Origin of the sequence: Puerhibacterium puerhi (assembly GCF_009846865.1) — a bacterium.
Classification (GTDB): domain Bacteria; phylum Actinomycetota; class Actinomycetes; order Actinomycetales; family Cellulomonadaceae; genus Puerhibacterium; species Puerhibacterium puerhi.
Genome location: NZ_WUWN01000011.1, coordinates 19,341 through 37,315, shown reverse-complemented (window position 1 = coordinate 37,315; position 17,975 = coordinate 19,341). Strand labels below are relative to the sequence as shown.

Below are 17,975 nucleotides of genomic sequence, written 5' to 3'. Positions count from 1 at the left end.
CAGGCGGCGGCCGGGGTGCCCGTCATGTCTCTGCCTCGCGATGCTGCTCGGGAGCCGTCCCCTCTCACACGCGGCGGTGCCGCGGGGACACCGCGAGGATGGCACGGCCCTGATCTGCGGCGCAACGGCTTTTGCGGTCCGGGCGACGGCGCGGCGGTCAGCGCGCCGGCGCCTCGGCGGGCCACGGCTCGGCCGGCTCGCGCGGGTCGTCGGGCAGCAGCGAGGCGACCCAGGCGTCGCGCCGCACGCCGCGCTGGTCGGCGGAGCGCCGCAGCGTGCCCTCGAAGCGGTAGCCGACCTTCCAGGCCACGCGGCGCGAGGGCCAGTTGCCCACGTAGCCCAGCCACTGCACGCGCACCAGGCCCAGCCCCTCGGGGTCGAGGCCCAGGTCGGTGACGATCCGCGCGGCCTCGGTGATCAGCCCGCGGCCGCGGGCCTCGGGCGCCGCCCAGAAGCCGATCTCCCCGGTGCGCTCGCCGCCGCCGTCGGACACGGCCAGGCCCACCATGCCCTGCAGCGGGCCGGCCGGGTCGCGCGCCGGGCGCACCGCCCAGGTGAGGTCGGAGCCGGTCTCCCACCCGCGGCGGACGAACCCGGTGACGAACGACTCGGCGTCGGCGCGGGTGTACGGGCTGGGCACGGTGGTCCACCGCTGCACCTCGGGGTCCTGGCAGACCTCGGCCACCCGGTCGACGTCGGCGGCCGTGGGGACCGTCAGGTGCACGTGCTCGTTGACCAGCGGGAACGGTTCCATGTGCGGCAGCCTCTCACGCGCCCGCGGCGGCCCTCACGGCTTGTGCGCGGCGCCCTGGCCGGCCGGACCGGCCGGGCCCGGCTGCCCGTCCCGGCCGTCGCCGTCGTCGCCGAGGACCGGGGCGTCGGGCCCGACGTCGTCGGCGTCGACCGGCGGCTCCCCCCGCCGCAGCGTGCTGTAGACCGTCCAGGCGACGGCGAGCAGCGGCACCGCCACGACGGCGCCCAGGATGCCGGCCACGACGGTGCCGGCCGTGACGCCGAGCGCGATGACGACCGGGTGGAGCGCCACCTGCTTGCCCATGATCAGCGGCTGCAGCAGGTGGCCCTCGATCTGCCCGATGAGCGCGATGCCGATGGTCACGACGAGCGCGGTGACCGGCCCCTCGGCCGCGAGCGCCACCACGGCGGCGATGATCATCGCGGCCGGCGCGCCGACGAGCGGGATGAAGGCGCCGATGAACACGAGCACCGCCAGCGGCGCGGCCAGCGGCACCCCGAGGATGGCCAGGAGCGCGCCGGCGAGGATGCCGTCGGTGATGGCGATGATCACCGTGCCGCGGGCGTAGCCGGAGAAGCTGTACCAGCCGGCGCTGGCGGCGGCGCTCCACCGCCAGCGGTGCGTCTCCGGCAGCTGGTCCAGGAACCACCGCCACATCTGGCCGCCGGACACCAAGAAGAACACGGTGCAGAAGATCGCCAGGGCGACGACGGCGAACCCCTCGGCCACCGAGCCGGCGCTGGCGACGGCCTGGCTGGCGAGGTCGTCGCTGTGGTCGGTGACCCACTCGCGCCCGGTGTCGACCCACTGGTTGATCTGCGCCCAGGACACCGGCAGCGGGCCGTTGCGCAGCCAGCCGACGATCTGCTCGACGCCGTCGTTGAACTCCCCCGCCAGCCGGCTCCACTGACCCGCCACCGACGCCACGACGTAGGTGACGAGCCCGCCGAAGACGACGATCGCGCTGAGGAAGGCGAGCACCACCGCCAGCCGCCGCGGCATCGCGCGGGCGTAGAAGTCGGTGACCGGCTTGAGCACCGACGTGAGCACCAGGGCGAGGAACACCGCGACGAACACGAGCTGCACGCGGGCCGTGGCGAACACGACGAGGGAGACGGCGACGACGAGGGCGACGAACCGCCACGACCACCCGGCGGCGGTGCGCAGCCACGCGGGCACGTTCTCGGTCGTCCCGGCCCGGTCGGCGTCCCGCCGCCCCTGGACCAGGCGGCGGGCGGCCGGGCTCAGCGCCGGCCGGTCGTCGGTCACCACGTCACCTCCTGAGGTCGTCCACGCGTCGTGGGGCCAGCGGCCGCACGCCAGCCGCACGCCTGCTCACGCGCCCGGTGTGCCCCAGTGTGCACCCGGTCACGGTCCCCGGCAGGAGGACCGGGCGGTTTGTTCTCGGCCCCCGGTGACGTGCTATGTTTCTACCCGCACCGAGACGGCGCAGGGCGCCGGAACGGTCCACTCGTCCGGGTGGCGGAATGGCAGACGCGCTAGCTTGAGGTGCTAGTGCCCGTATAGGGCGTGGGGGTTCAAGTCCCCCTCCGGACACATCGGCAAGGCCCCGGTTCCCGCAGGGACCCGGGGCCTTTCGCACGCCATCGGGCTCGCACGTCATCGGGTGCCGCTGCGGCCCGGGTCGCGGCGCCGGCGCCGCGCGGCCCGCCGGTCGGCCGCCGCGGTCCAGGTCGGGCACGGCCAGTCGGGCACCCGAGCGCGGTGCGGCCCGCCGCACCGCACCCGGGAGCCGGCGTCCTGCCACGGCTCGTGGACCTCCATGACCCAGCGGTCGTTGTAGTCGAGCACGTCGTCGACCACGCGCGCCACGGCGCCGCGGACGCTGGCGAGGGCCGCCCGGACCATCCGACGCACCTCCTGCGACGCGGGGACGCACCCGCGCACGATCTCACCGCGTCCGGGTCTTCCGCGAACGGGCGCGGGCCTGCCTACGCTGGGAGCCCAGCCCGAAGGAGGGCCATCATGACCGACACAGCCACCGGTCCCGGCGTCGGCGGCGCCGACGTGGTCGACATCCTCACCAGCGACCACCGGGACATGCTCGAGCTCCTGGGGCAGATCGAGACGGCGCCCGACGCGACGCAGCGCCGGGACCTGGCCGACACCGTGACCGCCGAGATCATGCGGCACGCGGTCGCCGAGGAGATGTTCGTCTACCCCGCGATCGAGGAGCACATGCCCAACGGCACGGAGGAGATCGCGCACGACAAGGAGGAGCACGACGAGATCGTCCAGCTCCTCAAGCGGCTGGAGGGCGTGGACGCCGCGGACGCCACGTTCATGGAGCTCGTGCGCGAGCTGGAGGCGCTGCTGCGCCACCACGCGAACGACGAGGAGACCGACCAGTTCCCGCAGCTGCGGGCGCACATCCCGCCCGACCGGCTCGTCGAGCTGGGCACCAAGGTCGAGGGCGCCAAGAAGCTGGCGCCCACGCGGCCGCACCCCAGCGCCCCGCACTCCGAGCTGTTCCACAAGACGGTGGGGCCGGGCGTCGGCATGGTCGACCGGCTGCGCGACAGGCTGACCGGGCGCTCCACCGGCTGAGGCGCCGCGTGCCGGCCCACGCTCCCCCGCCGGGTGCGCCCGCCGCGCCCGGCGTCAGTACGACGCGCGCCGGCGCAGCTCCTCGCGCTGCAGGCGGGCCACGTGCCGGCTGAGCAGCTCGGTCCGTGCGGCGTCGTGCCCCACGAACCGGCACCCGTAGTGCACGACGTCGTTCATCTGCTGGGTGCGCACGACGACGACGCGCACGGGGACCTCGCGCACGCCCCCGGCCTGCTCCACGTGCGGGACGGCCAGGTCGAGCGTGTCGCCGACCTCGAGCCTCCGCGGGGCGATCAGCCGCAGGCCGTGGGCGCTGAGGTCGAGCAGCGTCACCTTGACCTCGTCGGCCCCCGCCGCGTCGGACCCCGCCTCTTCGGACTTCGCCGTGTCGGACCCCGCCGTCCCGGACCTCTTCGGGGCGGCGGCCTGCACCGTGGCGGCCACGACCTCGTGCACGCCCACCCGCACGGCCTCCCGGTCCTGGAAGGTCGCCACGCGCACGAGCCCGGACAGCACGAGCGCGAGGTCCTCGCGCTCCGTCACGGTGCCGTCGTACACGCACCGGCCGCGCACGTCGTCGAGCACCTCGGCGCGCACCGCGGCGCCGACCGTCCAGGCCCGGCCCAGGCTCGGCAGCTCGACCCGCATGGCGGCGCCGTCGCACCAGTCGACGTGGCCCGAGGCGTAGACGCCGTCCATGTCGAGGTACACCGGTCGCAGCTCGTGCATGCGCCTTCCTTCCCGCTCGTCCGGCGGCGGGGCCGACGCCTCCGCCGCCGGGAGAACCTAGCCCGGCACGGGCCGCGGCGCAGGTCGCGCGGCACGTTTCACCCGCGCTTCACCCGCCGTGCGCCCCGAGCCCCGCGACGACCACGGCGTCCTGCTCGCTCGGCTCGGGCCGCCCGTAGAGGTAGCCCTGCACCTCGACGCACCCCTCGGACCGGACGCGGTCGAGCTGGTCCTGCGTCTCCACGCCCTCGGCGACCGTGGTGACGTCGAGCCGGCGCCCCAGCTCCGCCACGGCCCGCACGACCGCGGCGCTGTCCGCCCGCTCGACCGCCTCGCGCACGAAGCTGCCGTCGATCTTGATCTTGTCGAACGGGAAGGCGCGCAGGTGGGCCAGCGAGGAGTAGCCGGTGCCGAAGTCGTCCAGCGCGACGCGCACGCCGGCCTCCCGCAGGTACGTCAGCTCGGCCACGCTGGCCTCGTCGACCGGCAGCAGGGCCGTCTCGGTCACCTCGAGCTCCAGGCGGTCCGGCGCCAGCCCGGAGGCCGAGAGCGCGCTGAGCACCGCCTCCACCAGCGTGCCGCGCCCGAGCTGCTGCGCGGAGACGTTCACCGCGACGCGCTCCCCGCCGGCCCAGCCGGCGGCGTCCTGGCAGGCGCGGCGCAGCACGAGCCGGCCGAGCGCCTCGATGAGACCGCTCTCCTCGGCGACGGGCACGAACCGCCCGGGCGAGACCCACCCCTGCCGCGGCTCGTGCCAGCGCGCCAGCGCCTCGCGTCCCGTCACGGTGCCGGTCTCGATGTCGACGATGGGCTGGTAGAAGACGAACAGCCCGTCCTCGCCGTCGATCGCCCGGCGCAGCGCCACCTCCAGCCGGACCCGCTCGCGGACCTGCTCCTCCATCCAGTCGGCGAACAGCCGCACCGAGCCCTTGCCGGCGTCCTTGGCCGCGGACTGCGCCATGTCGGCCCGCGCGACGAGCGTCTCGGCGTCCGTGCCGTGCGCCGGGGCCTGCGCGATGCCGACCGACGCGCCGACCCGCGCCTGCCGCTCGGTGCCGAGCCGGTACGGCCGGCCCAGCCGGTCCACGATCGTCTGGGCCAGGGCCGCGGCGCGGTCGGTGTCGCCGTACGGCAGCAGCACCACGAACTCGTCGGCGCCGACCCGCCCGACGGTCGCCTCGGCCCGGTCGGCGGTGTCGCGCAGCCGGGTCGCCGCCTGCCGGATGAGCGCGTCGCCGACGAGGTGCCCGTGCACGTCGTTGACGGTCTTGAAGCCGTCGAGGTCGACGTACAGCAGGCAGACCTCCTGGCCCGGCGCGGCCAGCACGAGGTCCAGCCGCTCCTGGAAGGCGTCGCGGTTGAGCAGCCCCGTCAGGCCGTCCTGGCGCGCGAGGCGGCCCGCGCGGGTGGCGGCCTCGATCTCCGACGAGACGTCGTGCCACAGCAGCACCCCCAGCGGCCCGACGTCCTCGAGGCCGTCGAGGCGCCAGACGAGGGCCTCGAGCGTGCGCTCGCCGAACCGCTGGCGCGACCGCTCCGGAAGGCTTCCCGGGCCGGCCAGCAGGCGGCGCACCTGGTCGGGGTCGCGGCCCAGCAGCATGTCCACGGGGGTGCCCACCAGCGCGTCGAGCGGGACGGGGACGGCGAGCGCGACGTCCGCGAACGCGCGCCGGCACGCCGCGTTGAGGTAGGTGATCTCCAGCGTCGCGGGGTCGACGGTCATCACCGCCGCCGGCATGTGGTCGACCAGGCGCAGGAGCGGCTCGAGCCGCACCCCCTCGCCGGCGCCCGGCCGCCAGTACCGCGACACGCGGTCCGCGAACCCGTGCAGCACCGTCCTGCTCACCGTGGCCCTCCTTCGTCGTGCACCGTCGCGGCTCGTCGCCGTCGGGCGGCTCCGTCCTGCTAGATCGGCCGCCGGAGGGCGTCGGTGAGCAGGACGGCGGGGTCAGGAGCCGCGGCGGCGGGCCTCCCGGCGCCGGCGGCGGGCGGCGGCGGCCTGGTCCTCCGCGGCGTCGAGCTCGTCCTCGACCGCCGCGAGCGCCTGGCGCGCGTCCTCCTGCGCCGACCGCGCCGCGTCCTGGGCGGCGCGGGCGGCGTCCCGCCGCGCCAGGAGCCGCTCGATCTCCTCCTCCAGGCCGGCGAGCTCCCGCGCGCGCTCCCCCGCGGCCTCCTGCGCCTCGCGCAGCCGGCGCTCGGCGTCGTCCCGGCGCGCCTCGAGGCGGTCGACCTGCGCCTCCGCCTCGGCGACCGCACGCTCGGCGGCGGCGCGCTCGTCCTCCTCCGCGGGCTCGGCGGCGCCGGGCGTGCTGGCGGCGGGCTCGGGCACCCCGGCGCGCAGGCTGACGACGTCGGCGGGCTCGCCGCCCTCGTCGACGATCCCGAACCCCACGTGCTGCAGCGCGCGCCCCAGCCGGCCGGCCCGCACGACCGCCCCGGCGTCCTCGTCCATGACGGCGGCGGTGAGCGTCTCGGCCAGGCGGTCGAGCACCGCGTCGGAGACGGGCCGGCCGTCCACCGCGCCCGCCGCGCGCACCGCGTGCACCAGCGCGTCGGTCCGCTCGCGGCGCAGGCGGTCCAGGGCCTTGATCCGGCCCCGGTCGCGGTCCTGGGTCGCGGCGCGCAGCTCGTCGCCGATCGCGGTGAGGGCGGCGACGTCGTCCGGGCGGTCGCGGGCGACCCGGTTGATGACCCACGCCGCCACGGTCGGCTTGGCGAGCCGCTTCACCCGGGCCGCGCCGACGCGGTCGCCCGACGCCGCCACCTGCTTCGCCGCGGCGTCGCGCGCGGCGACGAAGTCCTCGAGCGGCCCGGCGTAGAGCGCGTCGACGAGCGCGTCGACGTCGACCGGCTGCTGCGCGCTCACCGGCCCAGGGTGGCACGGCGCCGCCGGTCTCGCCGGGCGCTGCGGCGTGCGCGCACCTACGCTGTCGGGGTCCTCGTCCCCGGCCTCAGGAGGCAGCCGCCATGCCCCACGGCGCGCCCATCGACCTGGCGCTGGAGGCCGCCCTCAGCGCGCCCGGCGGCCCGCCCACGGGGCGGTACTCCCACGACCTCGCCTCCGGGCGCTGGGACTGGTCCGACGAGGTCTACGCCATGTACGGGTTCGAGCCCGGCGAGGTGGTCCCGACCACGGCGCTGATCCTGGCGCACGAGCACCCGGACGACCCGGTCCGCGTCGACGACCTCGTCGAGCAGGTCCGCCGCACGGGCGGCACGTTCGGCACGGTGCACCGGATCGACGACGCCCGCGGGCGCACCCGGGTGCTCACCACGGTGGGGCTCGGCCGGCGCGACACGACCGGCGAGGTGGTCGAGATGGTGGGGTACGTCGTCGACGTGACGGCGGCGCAGCACCGGGTGGCGCAGGAGGCGGCCACGCGGTCGATCCGCGAGTCCGCGCGCCGGCGCGCCGCGATCGAGCAGGCCAAGGGCATGCTCATGGCGGTGTGCGGCCTGGACGAGGAGAGCGCGTTCGCCCGGCTGCGGCGGGCGTCGAACCTGGCGAACGTGCCGCTGCGCGACGTGGCGGCGTGGCTGGTCGGCTGGTTCGCGCGGCCCGGCCCGCTGGCGGACGCGCTCACCGACGCGGCCGTCGAGCAGTTCCTCGCCGCCCCGGTGCCCCCGGGCGGCGCACGCCGGGACGGCTGAGGACCCCGGCCGAGGACCCCGGGGACCGCACCGGCGTCCGCGCGCGACGAAGGCCCCGGGCCGCGCGGTCCGGGGCCTTCGTCGCACGGGGTCACGCCCCCGACTGCGGAGCGGTGTTGTCGATCCCGCCGAGCTTCGCCAGGAACTCGTGGCACTTCTTCGCGCGCTCCGAGTCCTCGGCCATCACCTGCTCGAAGAACTCGGCGATCTCGTCCTGGCCGGCGTTGCGGGCGTCGCGCACGTACTGCCCGTAGTCGTGCCCCGCCTTGAGCGAGTGGTACTGCACCGAGATGAGGTCGAACGTCACGTCGTCGAACCCGGTCTCACCGGTCGCCATGCTGGTCACCTCCGTCGTCGTGCGGCGCCCGTGCCCACCGGCACGGGCTCGTGCTGCGCCGCGGCGGAGCGGTCCGCCGGGGCGCCGCCTCCACTGTCGCCAGGGCCTGCGCGACTCACAACCGATCCGCCGCGAGTGCGTGGCCGCGGGGCCGGTGTGAGGCTGGCCGGGTCCGTCGACCACGAGGGAGCAGCGAATGCGAGCCATGGTGTACCGGGGGCCCTACCGGGTCCGCGTGGAGGAGAAGGACGTCCCGAGGATCGAGCACTCGAACGACGCGATCGTGCGCGTGGAGCTCGCCTCGATCTGCGGGTCGGACCTGCACCTGTACCACGGGATGATGCCGGACACCCGGGTGGGCCACACGTTCGGTCACGAGTTCATCGGCGTGGTGCACGAGGTGGGCTCGTCGGTGCAGAACCTGCAGGTCGGCGACCGGGTGATGGTGCCGTTCAACGTGTACTGCGGCTCCTGCTACTACTGCGCCCGCGGGCTGTACGCCAACTGCCACAACGTCAACGCCAACGCCACGGCGGTCGGCGGCATCTACGGCTACTCCCACACCACGGGCGGGTACGACGGCGGCCAGGCCGAGTACGTGCGCGTGCCGTTCGCCGACGTCGGGCCGAGCAAGATCCCTGAGTGGATGGACCCCGAGGACGCCGTGCTCCTCACCGACGCCGTCGCGACCGGCTACTTCGGCGCGCAGCTCGGCGACATCGTCGAGGGCGACACCGTCGTGGTCTTCGGCGCCGGCCCGGTCGGGCTCGTCGCCGCGAAGTCGGCCTGGCTGATGGGCGCCGGGCGGGTCATCGTCATCGACCACCTGGAGTACCGGCTGGAGAAGGCGCGCGACTTCGCGCACGCCGAGACCTACAACTTCGGCGAGCACGGCGACATCGTCCTGCTGCTCAAGCAGATCACCGACTACCTCGGCGCCGACGTCGCGATCGACTGCGTGGGCGCCGAGGCCGACGGCAACCTCACCCAGCACCTGACCGCCGCGCGGTTCAAGCTGCAGGGCGGCTCGCCGATCGCGCTGAACTGGGCGATCGACGGCGTGCGCAAGGGCGGCACCGTCTCGGTGATGGGCGCCTACGGGCCGATGTTCTCCGCCGTGAAGTTCGGCGACGCGATGAACAAGGGCCTGACGCTGCGGATGAACCAGTGCCACGTCAAGCGGCAGTGGCCGCGGCTGTTCGAGCACGTCCAGGCCGGCCACCTCAAGCCCAGCGAGCTCGTGACCCACCGCATCCCGCTCGAGCACATCGCCGAGGGCTACCACATGTTCTCCGCCAAGCTCGACGGCATCATCAAGCCCGTCGTCGTGCCGAGCGCCGCGTGAGAGGAGCCGAGATGACCGAGCAGACCCCCGACGCCCCGGGCACGCCGGACGCCGTGACCCCCGAGAAGCCGCCCGTCTACACCGCCGCGAAGCCGAACCTGACGCCGTCGGCCGACGAGCTGCGCGCCCGGATCCCCGGCTGGGGCGCCGACCTCGACCGCAAGGACCGCCCGGCGGTGCCGCGCGAGCAGTCCCTGCCCACCGGCGCGCACTGGGACTTCCCCGAGCGCCAGCCCGAGACGTGGCCGCGGGAGCGGTCGGTCGAGCACCGGTTCCTCACCCCGGTCTTCGGCACGGCGCAGCCCCTGCAGGGCCTGGCCGGCGCGCTGCGCCGGCTGGCCTACGAGCGGTGGAGCGAGGGGCGGGCCGCGCACTGGCTCACCCTTCTCGCGGCCGACCGCGTCGACGTCCTCGAGCACACGGTGCGCTCCTTCGCCACGCCCCGCCCGGACAACCCGCTCACCGAGACGGGCATCGCCAGCGAGCTGCACCACCACCCGGTGTCCGCGCGCCACGGCCGGGTCGACACCGTCCACCAGGCGGTGGACCCCGTCGTCAACGGCGCCCCGTGGGTGCTCGGCGGGCTCGCCGCCGTGCTGGCGGTGCGCGCGCTCGTGCGCGCCGCGCGCCGCTGAGGGGCGCGGTTGCTGCTGGACCGGGTGGCCGCCACGTCCGAGGCGGTGGCCGCCACCCGCTCGCGCCTGGCCAAGCGCGCCGCGATCGCCGAGCTGCTGCGCGCGACCGTGGCCCAGGGCGGCGCCGCCCGGGCGCCCGCCGACGACGGGCCCGGCTCCACGGCCGACGACGTCGAGATCGTGGTCGCCTACCTCGGCGGCGAGCTGCGCCAGCGGCGCACCGGCCTGGGGTACGCCGCGCTGCGCGACCTGCCCCCGCCTGCAGCGGCGCCGACGCTGACGGTGGCGGGCGTCGACGCGGCGTTCGAGAAGATGGCGGCGCTCGCGGGGCCCGGGTCGGCGGCCGCGCGGGCGCAGGCGGCGGCCGACCTGTTCGGCGCGGCCACCGCACGCGAGCAGCGCCTCCTGACCGGCCTCGTCGCCGGCGACCTGCGCCAGGGCGCGCTCGACTCCGTGGTGCTGGACGCCGTCGCCGAGGCGGCGGGGGTGGACGCCGAGGCGGTGCGCCGCGCCGTCATGCTGCGCGGCGCCACCGGCCCCGTGGCCCGGGCCGTGCTCACCGCCGTCGGTGCGGGCCGCGACCCGGCCGCCGCGCTGGCGGGCTTCCGGCTCGAGGTGGGCCGGCCGGTGCGGCCCATGCTCGCCCAGTCCGCCCCGGACGTCCCGGCAGCGCTCGAGAGGCTGGGGGTGCCAGGCCACGGCGCGCCGGACGGCGCGTCCGACGCGGGCCCCGCGCGGCCGGCCGGGGCGTGCCTGGACGTCAAGCTCGACGGGATCCGGATCCAGGTGCACCGGCGCGACGACGACGTGCGGGTGTTCACCCGGTCGCTGGACGACATCACCGACCGCGTGCCCGAGATCGTCGCCGCCGTGCGGGCGCTGCCCGTCCGCGCGGCGGTGCTCGACGGCGAGGCGCTGGCCCTGGACGAGGACGGCACGCCGCGCCCGTTCCAGGAGACCGCCGCGCGCTCGGCGACCCGCACGGCGAACGGCGCGGCGGGCGGGACGACGGGCGGCACCGCGGCGGGGACGGCAGCCGCCGCGGAGGCCGCCTCCGCGGACCCGCCGTCGCCCTCGGCCGAGGCCGAGCTGGCCGCCCGGCTCGAGCTGGTGCCGTTCTTCTTCGACGTGCTGCACGCGGACGGTGCGGACCTGCTCGACGCGCCGCTGCGGGAACGGCTGGAGGCGCTCGAGCGCGTCGCGCCGGGACGCACGGTGCGGCGCCTGGTGACCGCGGACGCGGCCGAGGCGCAGGCGTTCTTCGACGGCGCTGTCGCGGAGGGCCAGGAGGGCGTGGTGGTCAAGGACCTGGGTGCGCCCTACGCCGCGGGCCGCCGCGGCGCCGGCTGGGTCAAGGTGAAGCCCCGGCACACCCTCGACCTCGTGGTGCTGGCCGTCGAGTGGGGCTCGGGCCGGCGCCAGGGCTGGCTGTCCAACATCCACCTGGGCGCGCGGGACCCCGAGGGCGGGTTCGTGATGCTCGGCAAGACGTTCAAGGGGATGACCGACGAGATGCTCGAGTGGCAGACGCGCCGGTTCCTCGAGCTGGAGACCCACCGCGAGGGCCACGTGGTGCACGTGCGTCGCGAGCAGGTGGTGGAGATCGCGTTCGACGGGCTGCAGCGCTCGCCGCGCTACCCCGGCGGGCTCGCGCTGCGGTTCGCCCGCGTGCTGCGCTACCGCGACGACAAGGCCGCGACGGAGGCCGACACTATCGACACCGTGCGGGCCCTGGCCAAGGCCGGCTGAGGCCCCTCACCGGGCGGGGCGCACGCCGACCGGCCCCGGTGCGCCGCGGCCCTCCAGCGCGGCCGTGATCGCGCGGGCCGCCGCGGCGGGGTCGTCCACCCCGAGCGACACGGCGGCCACCCGGCGCTCGCGCCCCCGTACGTCGCGCACGGCCACGGGCGCCACCAGCTCCAGGTCCAGGTTGGTGTCCCCGCCGAGCCCGCCGAGCACGAGGCGTCCGCGGTCGGCGGCCGGCGCGCCGCGCCGCCGCGGGGTGGCGGCCGCGACCGCGGCGAGCGGCACCCGCGCCACCACCGCCGCGCCGGCGCGCAGCACGAGCTCGTCGTCGCGCAGCAGGTGCGGGTGGACCCGGAGCGCCGCCCACCACAGGTACACCCACACCAGCCCGCACACGGAGGCCCCGAGGGCCGCCCACTGCGTCCAGGCCCAGCCGCCCAGGCGCTCCCACGGGACGGCGAGGTGGACGGCGGCCGCCTCGACTGCCGCGGCGACCGCGAGCGCCGCGCACGTCGCGCCGCTGCCGGCCGCGTACGGCACGACGACGTCGCCCGCTCCCTCCCGGTGCACCCGCCCCCGCACGAGCGCGGCCGGCGCGCCCGCCTGGCGCAGCCCGAGGCGGACGAGGCGCGCGGCACGTGTCCCGTGGGGCGCGCGGCTCACGGCGTCCTCCGCGCGAGGACCGTCCGCAGGACCGCGCGCTGCGCCGGGTCCGGCAGGAGCGCCTCCAGCCACGCGGGCGCGTCGGCGTCCGGGGCGACGCCGCCCGCCGGCGTGACGGCGCCGGCGAGCGCCTCGAGCCCGACCGCACCGAGCACCTGGTCGAGCAGGGCGGCTGCGGCGTCCACCTCGGCGGCCGCCGTCCGAGGGTCGCGTCCCGCCAGCGCCTCCATCCGAGCCGCGAGGTCGCTCAGCCGCGCGGCGTCCTCGGGGACCCGGGCGAGGCGGACGAGCGTGTCCGCCAGCAGCCGCTGGGCGCCCTCGTCCAGCACACCCCGGTGCGCCAGCATCTCCACGGCCCGCCGCTCCGCGGCCAGCCAGCCGGCCCCGCCCGCACCGACGGCGGCGGCCACGTCGCCGAGCCCCTCCGTCACCTCCGGGACCACGGCCGACGGGCTGCGGCCCGCCCGCACCTGCGCGAGCACGCCGCGCAGCACCCGCTCCTGGCGGTCGAGCCGCTCCCGCTCCGCGGCCGCCTGCTCCAGGGCCGCTTCCAGCTCGCGCTCCAGCCCGCGGCCGCCCGCCGCGTCCGCGTCGAGCGCCTCGCGCGCCTGCCGCAGGCTGAGGCCGGCGCCCAGCAGCCAGCGCACCCGGAGCAGCCGCGCGACGTCCGCGGCCGTGTACTCGCGGTACCCGTTCGGCCGGCGGGCGGGCTCGGCCAGGACGCCGGCGCGGTGGTAGTGACGCACCGCCCGCGGGGTCGTGCCGGCGATCTTCGCCAGGTCTCCGATGCGCATGCGGTCAGCATCGACCATGACGCCGCGACAAGGTCAACGCCCGCGGCGCCGTCCGAGCGCCCCACGGCAGCGAGCGGCCCCCACGGCTGTGGAGGTCCGTGGGGGCCGCTCGATCCGCTGTCTCATTCGGATCCCGCCGACGCTCTCGCGCCGGAAGTCTGGCACCAGGGTACTCGACCGGGGTCCGGCCCGGGTCCCCCTGCGGTCCGACGGCGTCCCGGCGTCGTACGACCCGAGGGCTAGCGCGAGACCGTCCCGGAGCCGGATCCGCCCGCGCCGCGCCCTCCCTAGCGTCGTCCCCCATGACCAGCGCCGACGTCGCCCGCACCGCTGCCCTCACTGCCCCGCGCCCGGCGCGCCGAGCCCTGGGCCCGGCGCTCGCCGTCGCGCTGGCGCTCGCCGTCCTGGCCCTGGCCGCCCTCCCGGCCCGGGTCGGCCTGTACCGGGCGGTGGCGGGCGGCGCCGAGGGCTCACCGCTCGGCGGCGTCGTCGGCCCGGCCGCGGAGCAGGGTCTGCTCGTCCTCGTCGCCACGGCCGGCGTGCTCGCGCTGGTCACGTGGCGCCGGGCGCGCGAACGGTTCTGGACGCTCGCCGCCGGCGGCGTCGGCGCGATCCTCGCGTACGGGTCGAGCGAGGCGGTCAAGGTCCTCGTCGGCGAACCGCGCCCGTGCCACGTGATCGACGTCGCCACCGTGCTGGCCTGCCCGCCGGCCGGCGACTGGTCCTGGCCGAGCAACCATGCCGTGATCGCCGGCGCGCTCGCCGCCGCGTGCGTGCTCGCCGTGCCTCGCGCCGCGGCGCTCGCGGTCCCCGTCGCCCTCGTGGTGGCGGCCTGCCGCGTCGCCGCCGGCGTCCACTACGTGCACGACGTCGCGGCCGGGCTCGCGCTCGGCGTCCTGGCGGTGGTCGCCGTCGTCGGCGCGACGTGGGGCGTGCGGCGCCGGGTGCGCTGAGGGCGCGTCAGCGCACCCGGCGCACCAGCGCGAAGCCGTCCCAGCCCTTGCCGCCGACGGTCTGCAGCACCGTGGCCTCGAGCCGGTCGTCGGCGGCGACGTCGGCCAGCACCCGCCGCGATCCGAGGACGCGCGGGTCGTCGCTCCCGGCGTCGGCCACCGCGCCGGCGCGCACCACGTTATCCACGACGATCAGCGACCCGGGCCGCGTGAGCTCGAGCGCCAGGCGCAGGTACTGCGGGTTGCTCGGCTTGTCGGCGTCGACGAAGACGAGGTCGAACGCCTCGACGCCGTCGTCCACCAGGCGCTGCGCCGACGCGGCCGCCGGGCCCACGACGACGTCCACCCGGTCGGCCACGCCGGCCCGCTCGAGGTTCTCGCGCGCCACGGCCGCGTTGGCCTCCTCCAGCTCGAGCGTGGTGACGCGCCCGTCGGGCCCCACGGCGCGGGCGAACCAGATGGTGCTGTAGCCGGCGAGCGTGCCGAGCTCGAGCACGCGGCGGGCGCCGGCGGCCTGCGCCAGCAGCGCGAGGAACCGCCCCTGTGCGGGCGAGACCGCCGCGTGCGGCATCGTCGTGCGCGCCGACGACTCCCGCGCGGCGGCGAGCGCCTCGTCCTGCGGCACCAGCAGGTCCTCGAGGTAGGTGTCGACGTCGTCCCAGGTGTGCTCCATGCCGCGACCCTACGGCCGGGAGCCCGTCCCTCCCGGCTCCGCACCGCCGCGCGGCGCGGGAGGCGTTCTCCGGTGCTTGGCACACTTTTCTGACGGGTCGTCACGCCGCGACCGGACCTGTCGGCGCCGCCGTGTACGGTTCGCCGGGCCGGACGTTCCGGTCGTTCGGGAGAAGCATCACGAAAGGGGCGGTCCGCCATGATGGGAGGGCACCACGCGGCGTCGGGCGCCGCGGCCTGGGTCGCGGTGACCGCCTCGACGCCGATCGCGCTCGGCTGGTACCCGGTGTCCGACGTGGGCGTGATGACCGGCGCGCTCGTGTGCGCGGGCGCCGCCCTGCTGCCCGACGCGGACCACCACTCCGGCACCATCGCCCACTCGCTGCCGCCCATCTCCGAGGGCGTCACCCGCGTGGTCGCCGCCGTGAGCGGCGGGCACCGGGCCGGCACGCACTCCCTGCTGGGCGTCGTGGTGTTCGCGGCGATCGCGTGGGTGGCCGGCCTGGTCTCGGTCCCCACGGAGCGCTTCGGCGAGCTGCTCGTGGGGCCGGGCATCATGGCCGTGCTGCTCGTCGCCTTCGCGCTGCGCGCGCTGCGGCTCACCCGCAAGGGCACGGTCTGGCCGTGGCTGTCGTCCGTCGGCCTCGCCGTCCTCGTCGCCGCCTTCGCGCCCGAGGAGTGGTACTGGATGCCGTTCTGCGTGGGCCTCGGCTGCCTCGTGCACCTCCTCGGCGACCTGCTGACCACCCGCGGCGTGCCCCTGCTGTGGCCGGTGCGCATCCGCTCGCCGCGCTGGGTGCGCCGGCGCGCCCTGGTGCTGGACGACCTGTGGACCCCGCGGGGCAACGTCTCGGTGCCGCTGCTCGGCGACGCCGGGTCCTGGCGCGAGTGGGTGGTGATGACGCCCGTGAGCCTGTACGCCGTCGTGGGCGTCGGCTGGGCCGCGCTGCAGCAGATGGGCTTCGACGTCACGGGCGCGTGGCAGCGCCTCGCCGGCTGGTGACGCCCGCCTGAGCCGCCGGTTGCCGGACGCCCCCGGCGGGCGCACCGTGCTGTCATGGCACCGGTGGACGCCCCCGGCTCCGCCTCCCGCCCCAGCGCCGGCGCGGGATGGCGGTGGGCGCTGGCCGCCGCCGTGCTCGCCGGCGTCGCCGTCTCCGGGGCGCTGGCCGCCTACGCCGACGCCCATCCGGGCGACGGCGCCGCGCTGTACACCCTGTGGTTCGGCACGATGGTCGAGGCCAAGGCGTGGCTCGCCACCGGCGCCGTCGCGCTCCTGGCGGTCCAGCTGGTCACCGCGCTGGCGATGTACGGCCGCCTGCCCGGCGTGCGCGGCGCCCCGCCCTGGGTGGCGTGGACGCACCGCTGGAGCGGCGTGGCGGCGTTCGGGCTGACGCTGCCGGTGGCGTTCGCGTGCGTCTGGTCGCTGGGCCTCGAGGACTCCCCCACCCGGGTGCTCGTGCACAGCGCCGCCGGCTGCCTGCTCTTCGGCGCCTTCACCGTGAAGATGCTCGCGCTGCGCGTGCGGTCGCTGCCCGGGTGGGTGCTGCCCCTGCTGGGCGGGACGGTGCTCGCGCTGCTGGCGCTCGCCTGGACGACGTCGGCGCTGTGGTGGTTCGCCCGGGGGACGCCATGACTCGGGAGACACCATGAGCGACGACTCCCCCACCCGCCGGCAGGCGCTCGTCTACCTCGCCACCGCCGTGGTCGCCGGGGTCGGCGGGTACGGCTGGTTCGCGGCCGCGGGCCCGCGGCCGGACGACGACGGCCGGTACCGCGAGGACCCCGGCGACGACCCCGGCGACGACCAGGACAACGGCGACGAGCCCGACGACGACCAGGACAACGGCGACGAGCCCGACGGCGACGAGCCCGACGACCGCTCCGGCCGGGACCGGGGCCGGGACCGGGGGCGTCACTGAGATGCGCACGTGGTGGCAGCGCCTGCCGACCCTGGCGCTCGTCGCGCTGGCCGCGGCGACCGTCGGGGCGATGATCGCCGGGCTGCGATAGAAGGCTGCGGTAGAAGGCTGCGGTAGCGGCTGCGGCGGGTGGGCGCCGCCGGGAAAATCCGTGGACGGCCCGCCGGCGCGCTGCCAGGATCGTGCCCACGGTCCCCGACGGGGGACCGGCCAGCACCGCGGCCACGGGCCGCACCACGGAGGGAGGCAGCCATGCACGACGACGCCGCACGCGCACGCCTCCCCCGCCCCCGTCGCTGACGCGCGGCCCGGGAGGCGCGGATCGCCCCGCCCCACCTCCCGCAGGAGCACCCCGTGTCCTTCGTTCTCACCCTTCCCGACGACGACGACCTCGGTCCCGGCCGCCGGTGGTCCACCTGGACCTCCGTCGCCAAGGGCCAGCGCGGCCCCGAGCCGCGGCCCGCCTGGGTCGTCACCTCCGACGCCGCGCTCGACACCGAGCTCGGCATCCTCAAGACCGGCAAGGAGGCCGACGTCCACCTCGTCGAGCGCGCGGTGCCGGGCGACCCCGCGCGCCACAGCGTCCTGGCCGCCAAGCGGTACCGCGGCCGCGAGAACCGTCAGTTCGACCGCGACGCCGAGTACACCGAGGGTCGCAAGGTCCGGCGCACGCGCGACCGGCGCGCGATGGAGGACCGCAAGTCCGCCTGGGGCCGCGCGATGCGCGCCACCCAGTGGGCCGACGCGGAGTTCACCGCGCTGGGCCAGTTCTGGGAGGCCGGGGCCCCGGTCCCCTACCCGGTGCAGGTGGACGGCACCGAGATCCTCATGGAGTTCGTCGGCCACCAGGGCGCCGACGGCGCCTACGTCGCCGCGCCGCGCCTGGCCCGCACCCGGCCCGGGCCGGACCTGCTCGCCGGGTGGTTCGCGCAGCTGCGCGACGCGATGGGCGTGCTCGCCCGTCTCGGCTGGGCGCACGGCGACCTGTCGCCGTACAACGTGCTGGCCGACGGCGAGCGCCTGGTGCTCATCGACCTGCCGCAGGTGGTGGACCTCGTCGCGGTGCCCCGCGGCGCCGAGCTGCTGCACCGCGACTGCCGCACGATGTGCGCCTGGTTCGCCGCACGCGGGCTCGCCGTCGACGCCGACGAGCTCTTCGCGGAGGTGTTCGCGCAGGTCTGGTAGCCGCGGCGCCCGCACCGGCAC

General features: G+C 76.7%; 20 protein-coding genes and 1 tRNA gene. 11 read left to right on the top strand and 10 right to left on the bottom strand.

What is annotated here, in order from left to right:
- Positions 1 to 157: 157 nt before the first annotated feature.
- Together GSF02_RS08255 and GSF02_RS08250 are read right to left on the bottom strand one after the other, a co-directional pair.
- Entirely contained in the window at positions 158 to 754 is a 597-nt protein-coding gene (locus GSF02_RS08255) for a GNAT family N-acetyltransferase (RefSeq protein ID WP_159794626.1), read from the bottom strand.
- A 33-nt stretch (positions 755 to 787) separates the two neighbouring features.
- Complete coding sequence (locus GSF02_RS08250; protein ID WP_159794624.1) at positions 788 to 2,026, bottom strand: AI-2E family transporter; 1,239 nt, start codon at positions 2,024 to 2,026, stop codon at positions 788 to 790.
- A gap of 201 nt (positions 2,027 to 2,227) precedes the next feature.
- On the opposite strand from GSF02_RS08250, the gene GSF02_RS08245 reads away from it, so the two are divergent.
- Positions 2,228 to 2,311: transfer RNA gene (locus GSF02_RS08245), tRNA-Leu, on the top strand.
- Between the two features lie 63 nt (positions 2,312 to 2,374).
- On the opposite strand, the gene GSF02_RS08240 is transcribed toward GSF02_RS08245, so the two are convergent.
- On the bottom strand, positions 2,375 to 2,623 hold the full coding sequence (locus tag GSF02_RS08240; RefSeq protein ID WP_159794622.1) for a hypothetical protein: 249 nt from the start codon (positions 2,621 to 2,623) through the stop codon (positions 2,375 to 2,377).
- Between the two features lie 117 nt (positions 2,624 to 2,740).
- Between GSF02_RS08240 and GSF02_RS08235 the strand changes: the two genes are divergently transcribed.
- Complete coding sequence (locus GSF02_RS08235) at positions 2,741 to 3,322, top strand: hemerythrin domain-containing protein (protein ID WP_159794620.1); 582 nt, start codon at positions 2,741 to 2,743, stop codon at positions 3,320 to 3,322.
- 54 nt (positions 3,323 to 3,376) lie between these two features.
- Here the strand turns inward: GSF02_RS08235 and GSF02_RS08230 are convergent, their stop codons facing one another.
- From GSF02_RS08230 to GSF02_RS08220, 3 genes are all read right to left on the bottom strand, one after another.
- Positions 3,377 to 4,051 carry a PilZ domain-containing protein gene (locus tag GSF02_RS08230; protein ID WP_159794618.1) on the bottom strand — a complete coding sequence of 225 codons (675 nt, stop codon included), beginning with the start codon at positions 4,049 to 4,051 and terminating at the stop codon, positions 3,377 to 3,379.
- A gap of 109 nt (positions 4,052 to 4,160) precedes the next feature.
- Entirely contained in the window at positions 4,161 to 5,897 is a 1,737-nt protein-coding gene (locus tag GSF02_RS08225; RefSeq protein ID WP_159794616.1) for a putative bifunctional diguanylate cyclase/phosphodiesterase, read from the bottom strand.
- A 102-nt stretch (positions 5,898 to 5,999) separates the two neighbouring features.
- Entirely contained in the window at positions 6,000 to 6,917 is a 918-nt protein-coding gene (locus GSF02_RS08220; RefSeq protein ID WP_159794614.1) for a coiled-coil domain-containing protein, read from the bottom strand.
- 101 nt (positions 6,918 to 7,018) lie between these two features.
- On the opposite strand from GSF02_RS08220, the gene GSF02_RS08215 reads away from it, so the two are divergent.
- Positions 7,019 to 7,702, top strand: coding sequence for a PAS and ANTAR domain-containing protein (locus GSF02_RS08215; RefSeq protein WP_159794612.1), 684 nt, complete (start codon positions 7,019 to 7,021; stop codon positions 7,700 to 7,702).
- Between the two features lie 91 nt (positions 7,703 to 7,793).
- Here GSF02_RS08215 and GSF02_RS08210 read toward each other — a convergent pair whose 3' ends face one another.
- On the bottom strand, positions 7,794 to 8,039 hold the full coding sequence (locus GSF02_RS08210; protein ID WP_159794610.1) for an acyl carrier protein: 246 nt from the start codon (positions 8,037 to 8,039) through the stop codon (positions 7,794 to 7,796).
- A gap of 196 nt (positions 8,040 to 8,235) precedes the next feature.
- Here GSF02_RS08210 and GSF02_RS08205 point away from each other — a divergent pair, with 196 nt between their 5' ends.
- Genes GSF02_RS08205 through GSF02_RS08195 form a run of 3 tightly spaced genes read left to right on the top strand, consistent with a single transcriptional unit; the run spans position 8,236 to position 11,768 of the window.
- A complete protein-coding gene (locus GSF02_RS08205) occupies positions 8,236 to 9,384 on the top strand; it encodes a zinc-dependent alcohol dehydrogenase (RefSeq protein WP_159794609.1) in 1,149 nt (382 codons plus the stop codon).
- Positions 9,385 to 9,395: 11 nt separating this feature from the next.
- On the top strand, positions 9,396 to 10,019 hold the full coding sequence (locus GSF02_RS08200) for a hypothetical protein (protein WP_235915449.1): 624 nt from the start codon (positions 9,396 to 9,398) through the stop codon (positions 10,017 to 10,019).
- A 9-nt stretch (positions 10,020 to 10,028) separates the two neighbouring features.
- Positions 10,029 to 11,768, top strand: a complete 1,740-nt coding sequence (locus tag GSF02_RS08195; protein ID WP_159794607.1) for an ATP-dependent DNA ligase — start codon at positions 10,029 to 10,031, stop codon at positions 11,766 to 11,768.
- Positions 11,769 to 11,774: 6 nt separating this feature from the next.
- On the opposite strand, the gene GSF02_RS08190 is transcribed toward GSF02_RS08195, so the two are convergent.
- Together GSF02_RS08190 and GSF02_RS08185 are read right to left on the bottom strand one after the other, a co-directional pair.
- Positions 11,775 to 12,428 (bottom strand): hypothetical protein, encoded by a 654-nt coding sequence (locus GSF02_RS08190; RefSeq protein ID WP_159794605.1) that lies wholly within the window; start codon positions 12,426 to 12,428, stop codon positions 11,775 to 11,777.
- The gene (locus tag GSF02_RS08185; RefSeq protein WP_159794603.1) at positions 12,425 to 13,222 is read right to left on the bottom strand and encodes a MerR family transcriptional regulator; all 798 of its coding nucleotides are present in this window, start codon (positions 13,220 to 13,222) and stop codon (positions 12,425 to 12,427) included. Before GSF02_RS08185 ends, GSF02_RS08190 begins: the two co-directional genes overlap by 4 nt.
- 302 nt (positions 13,223 to 13,524) lie before the next feature.
- On the opposite strand from GSF02_RS08185, the gene GSF02_RS08180 reads away from it, so the two are divergent.
- Complete coding sequence (locus GSF02_RS08180; RefSeq protein WP_159794601.1) at positions 13,525 to 14,175, top strand: phosphatase PAP2 family protein; 651 nt, start codon at positions 13,525 to 13,527, stop codon at positions 14,173 to 14,175.
- A gap of 7 nt (positions 14,176 to 14,182) precedes the next feature.
- On the opposite strand, the gene GSF02_RS08175 is transcribed toward GSF02_RS08180, so the two are convergent.
- Complete coding sequence (locus GSF02_RS08175) at positions 14,183 to 14,848, bottom strand: O-methyltransferase (protein ID WP_159794599.1); 666 nt, start codon at positions 14,846 to 14,848, stop codon at positions 14,183 to 14,185.
- A 198-nt stretch (positions 14,849 to 15,046) separates the two neighbouring features.
- On the opposite strand from GSF02_RS08175, the gene GSF02_RS08170 reads away from it, so the two are divergent.
- The 4 genes from GSF02_RS08170 (at position 15,047) to GSF02_RS08155 (ending at position 17,954) form a co-directional block, all read left to right on the top strand.
- Positions 15,047 to 15,850, top strand: a complete 804-nt coding sequence (locus GSF02_RS08170) for a metal-dependent hydrolase (RefSeq protein ID WP_159794597.1) — start codon at positions 15,047 to 15,049, stop codon at positions 15,848 to 15,850.
- 54 nt (positions 15,851 to 15,904) lie between these two features.
- A complete protein-coding gene (locus tag GSF02_RS08165) occupies positions 15,905 to 16,483 on the top strand; it encodes a DUF6529 family protein (protein WP_159794595.1) in 579 nt (192 codons plus the stop codon).
- A 13-nt stretch (positions 16,484 to 16,496) separates the two neighbouring features.
- The gene (locus tag GSF02_RS08160; protein ID WP_159794593.1) at positions 16,497 to 16,769 is read left to right on the top strand and encodes a hypothetical protein; all 273 of its coding nucleotides are present in this window, start codon (positions 16,497 to 16,499) and stop codon (positions 16,767 to 16,769) included.
- Between the two features lie 354 nt (positions 16,770 to 17,123).
- Positions 17,124 to 17,954, top strand: a complete 831-nt coding sequence (locus GSF02_RS08155) for a serine protein kinase RIO (protein WP_159794591.1) — start codon at positions 17,124 to 17,126, stop codon at positions 17,952 to 17,954.
- The last annotated feature ends 21 nt before the right edge of the window (positions 17,955 to 17,975 follow it).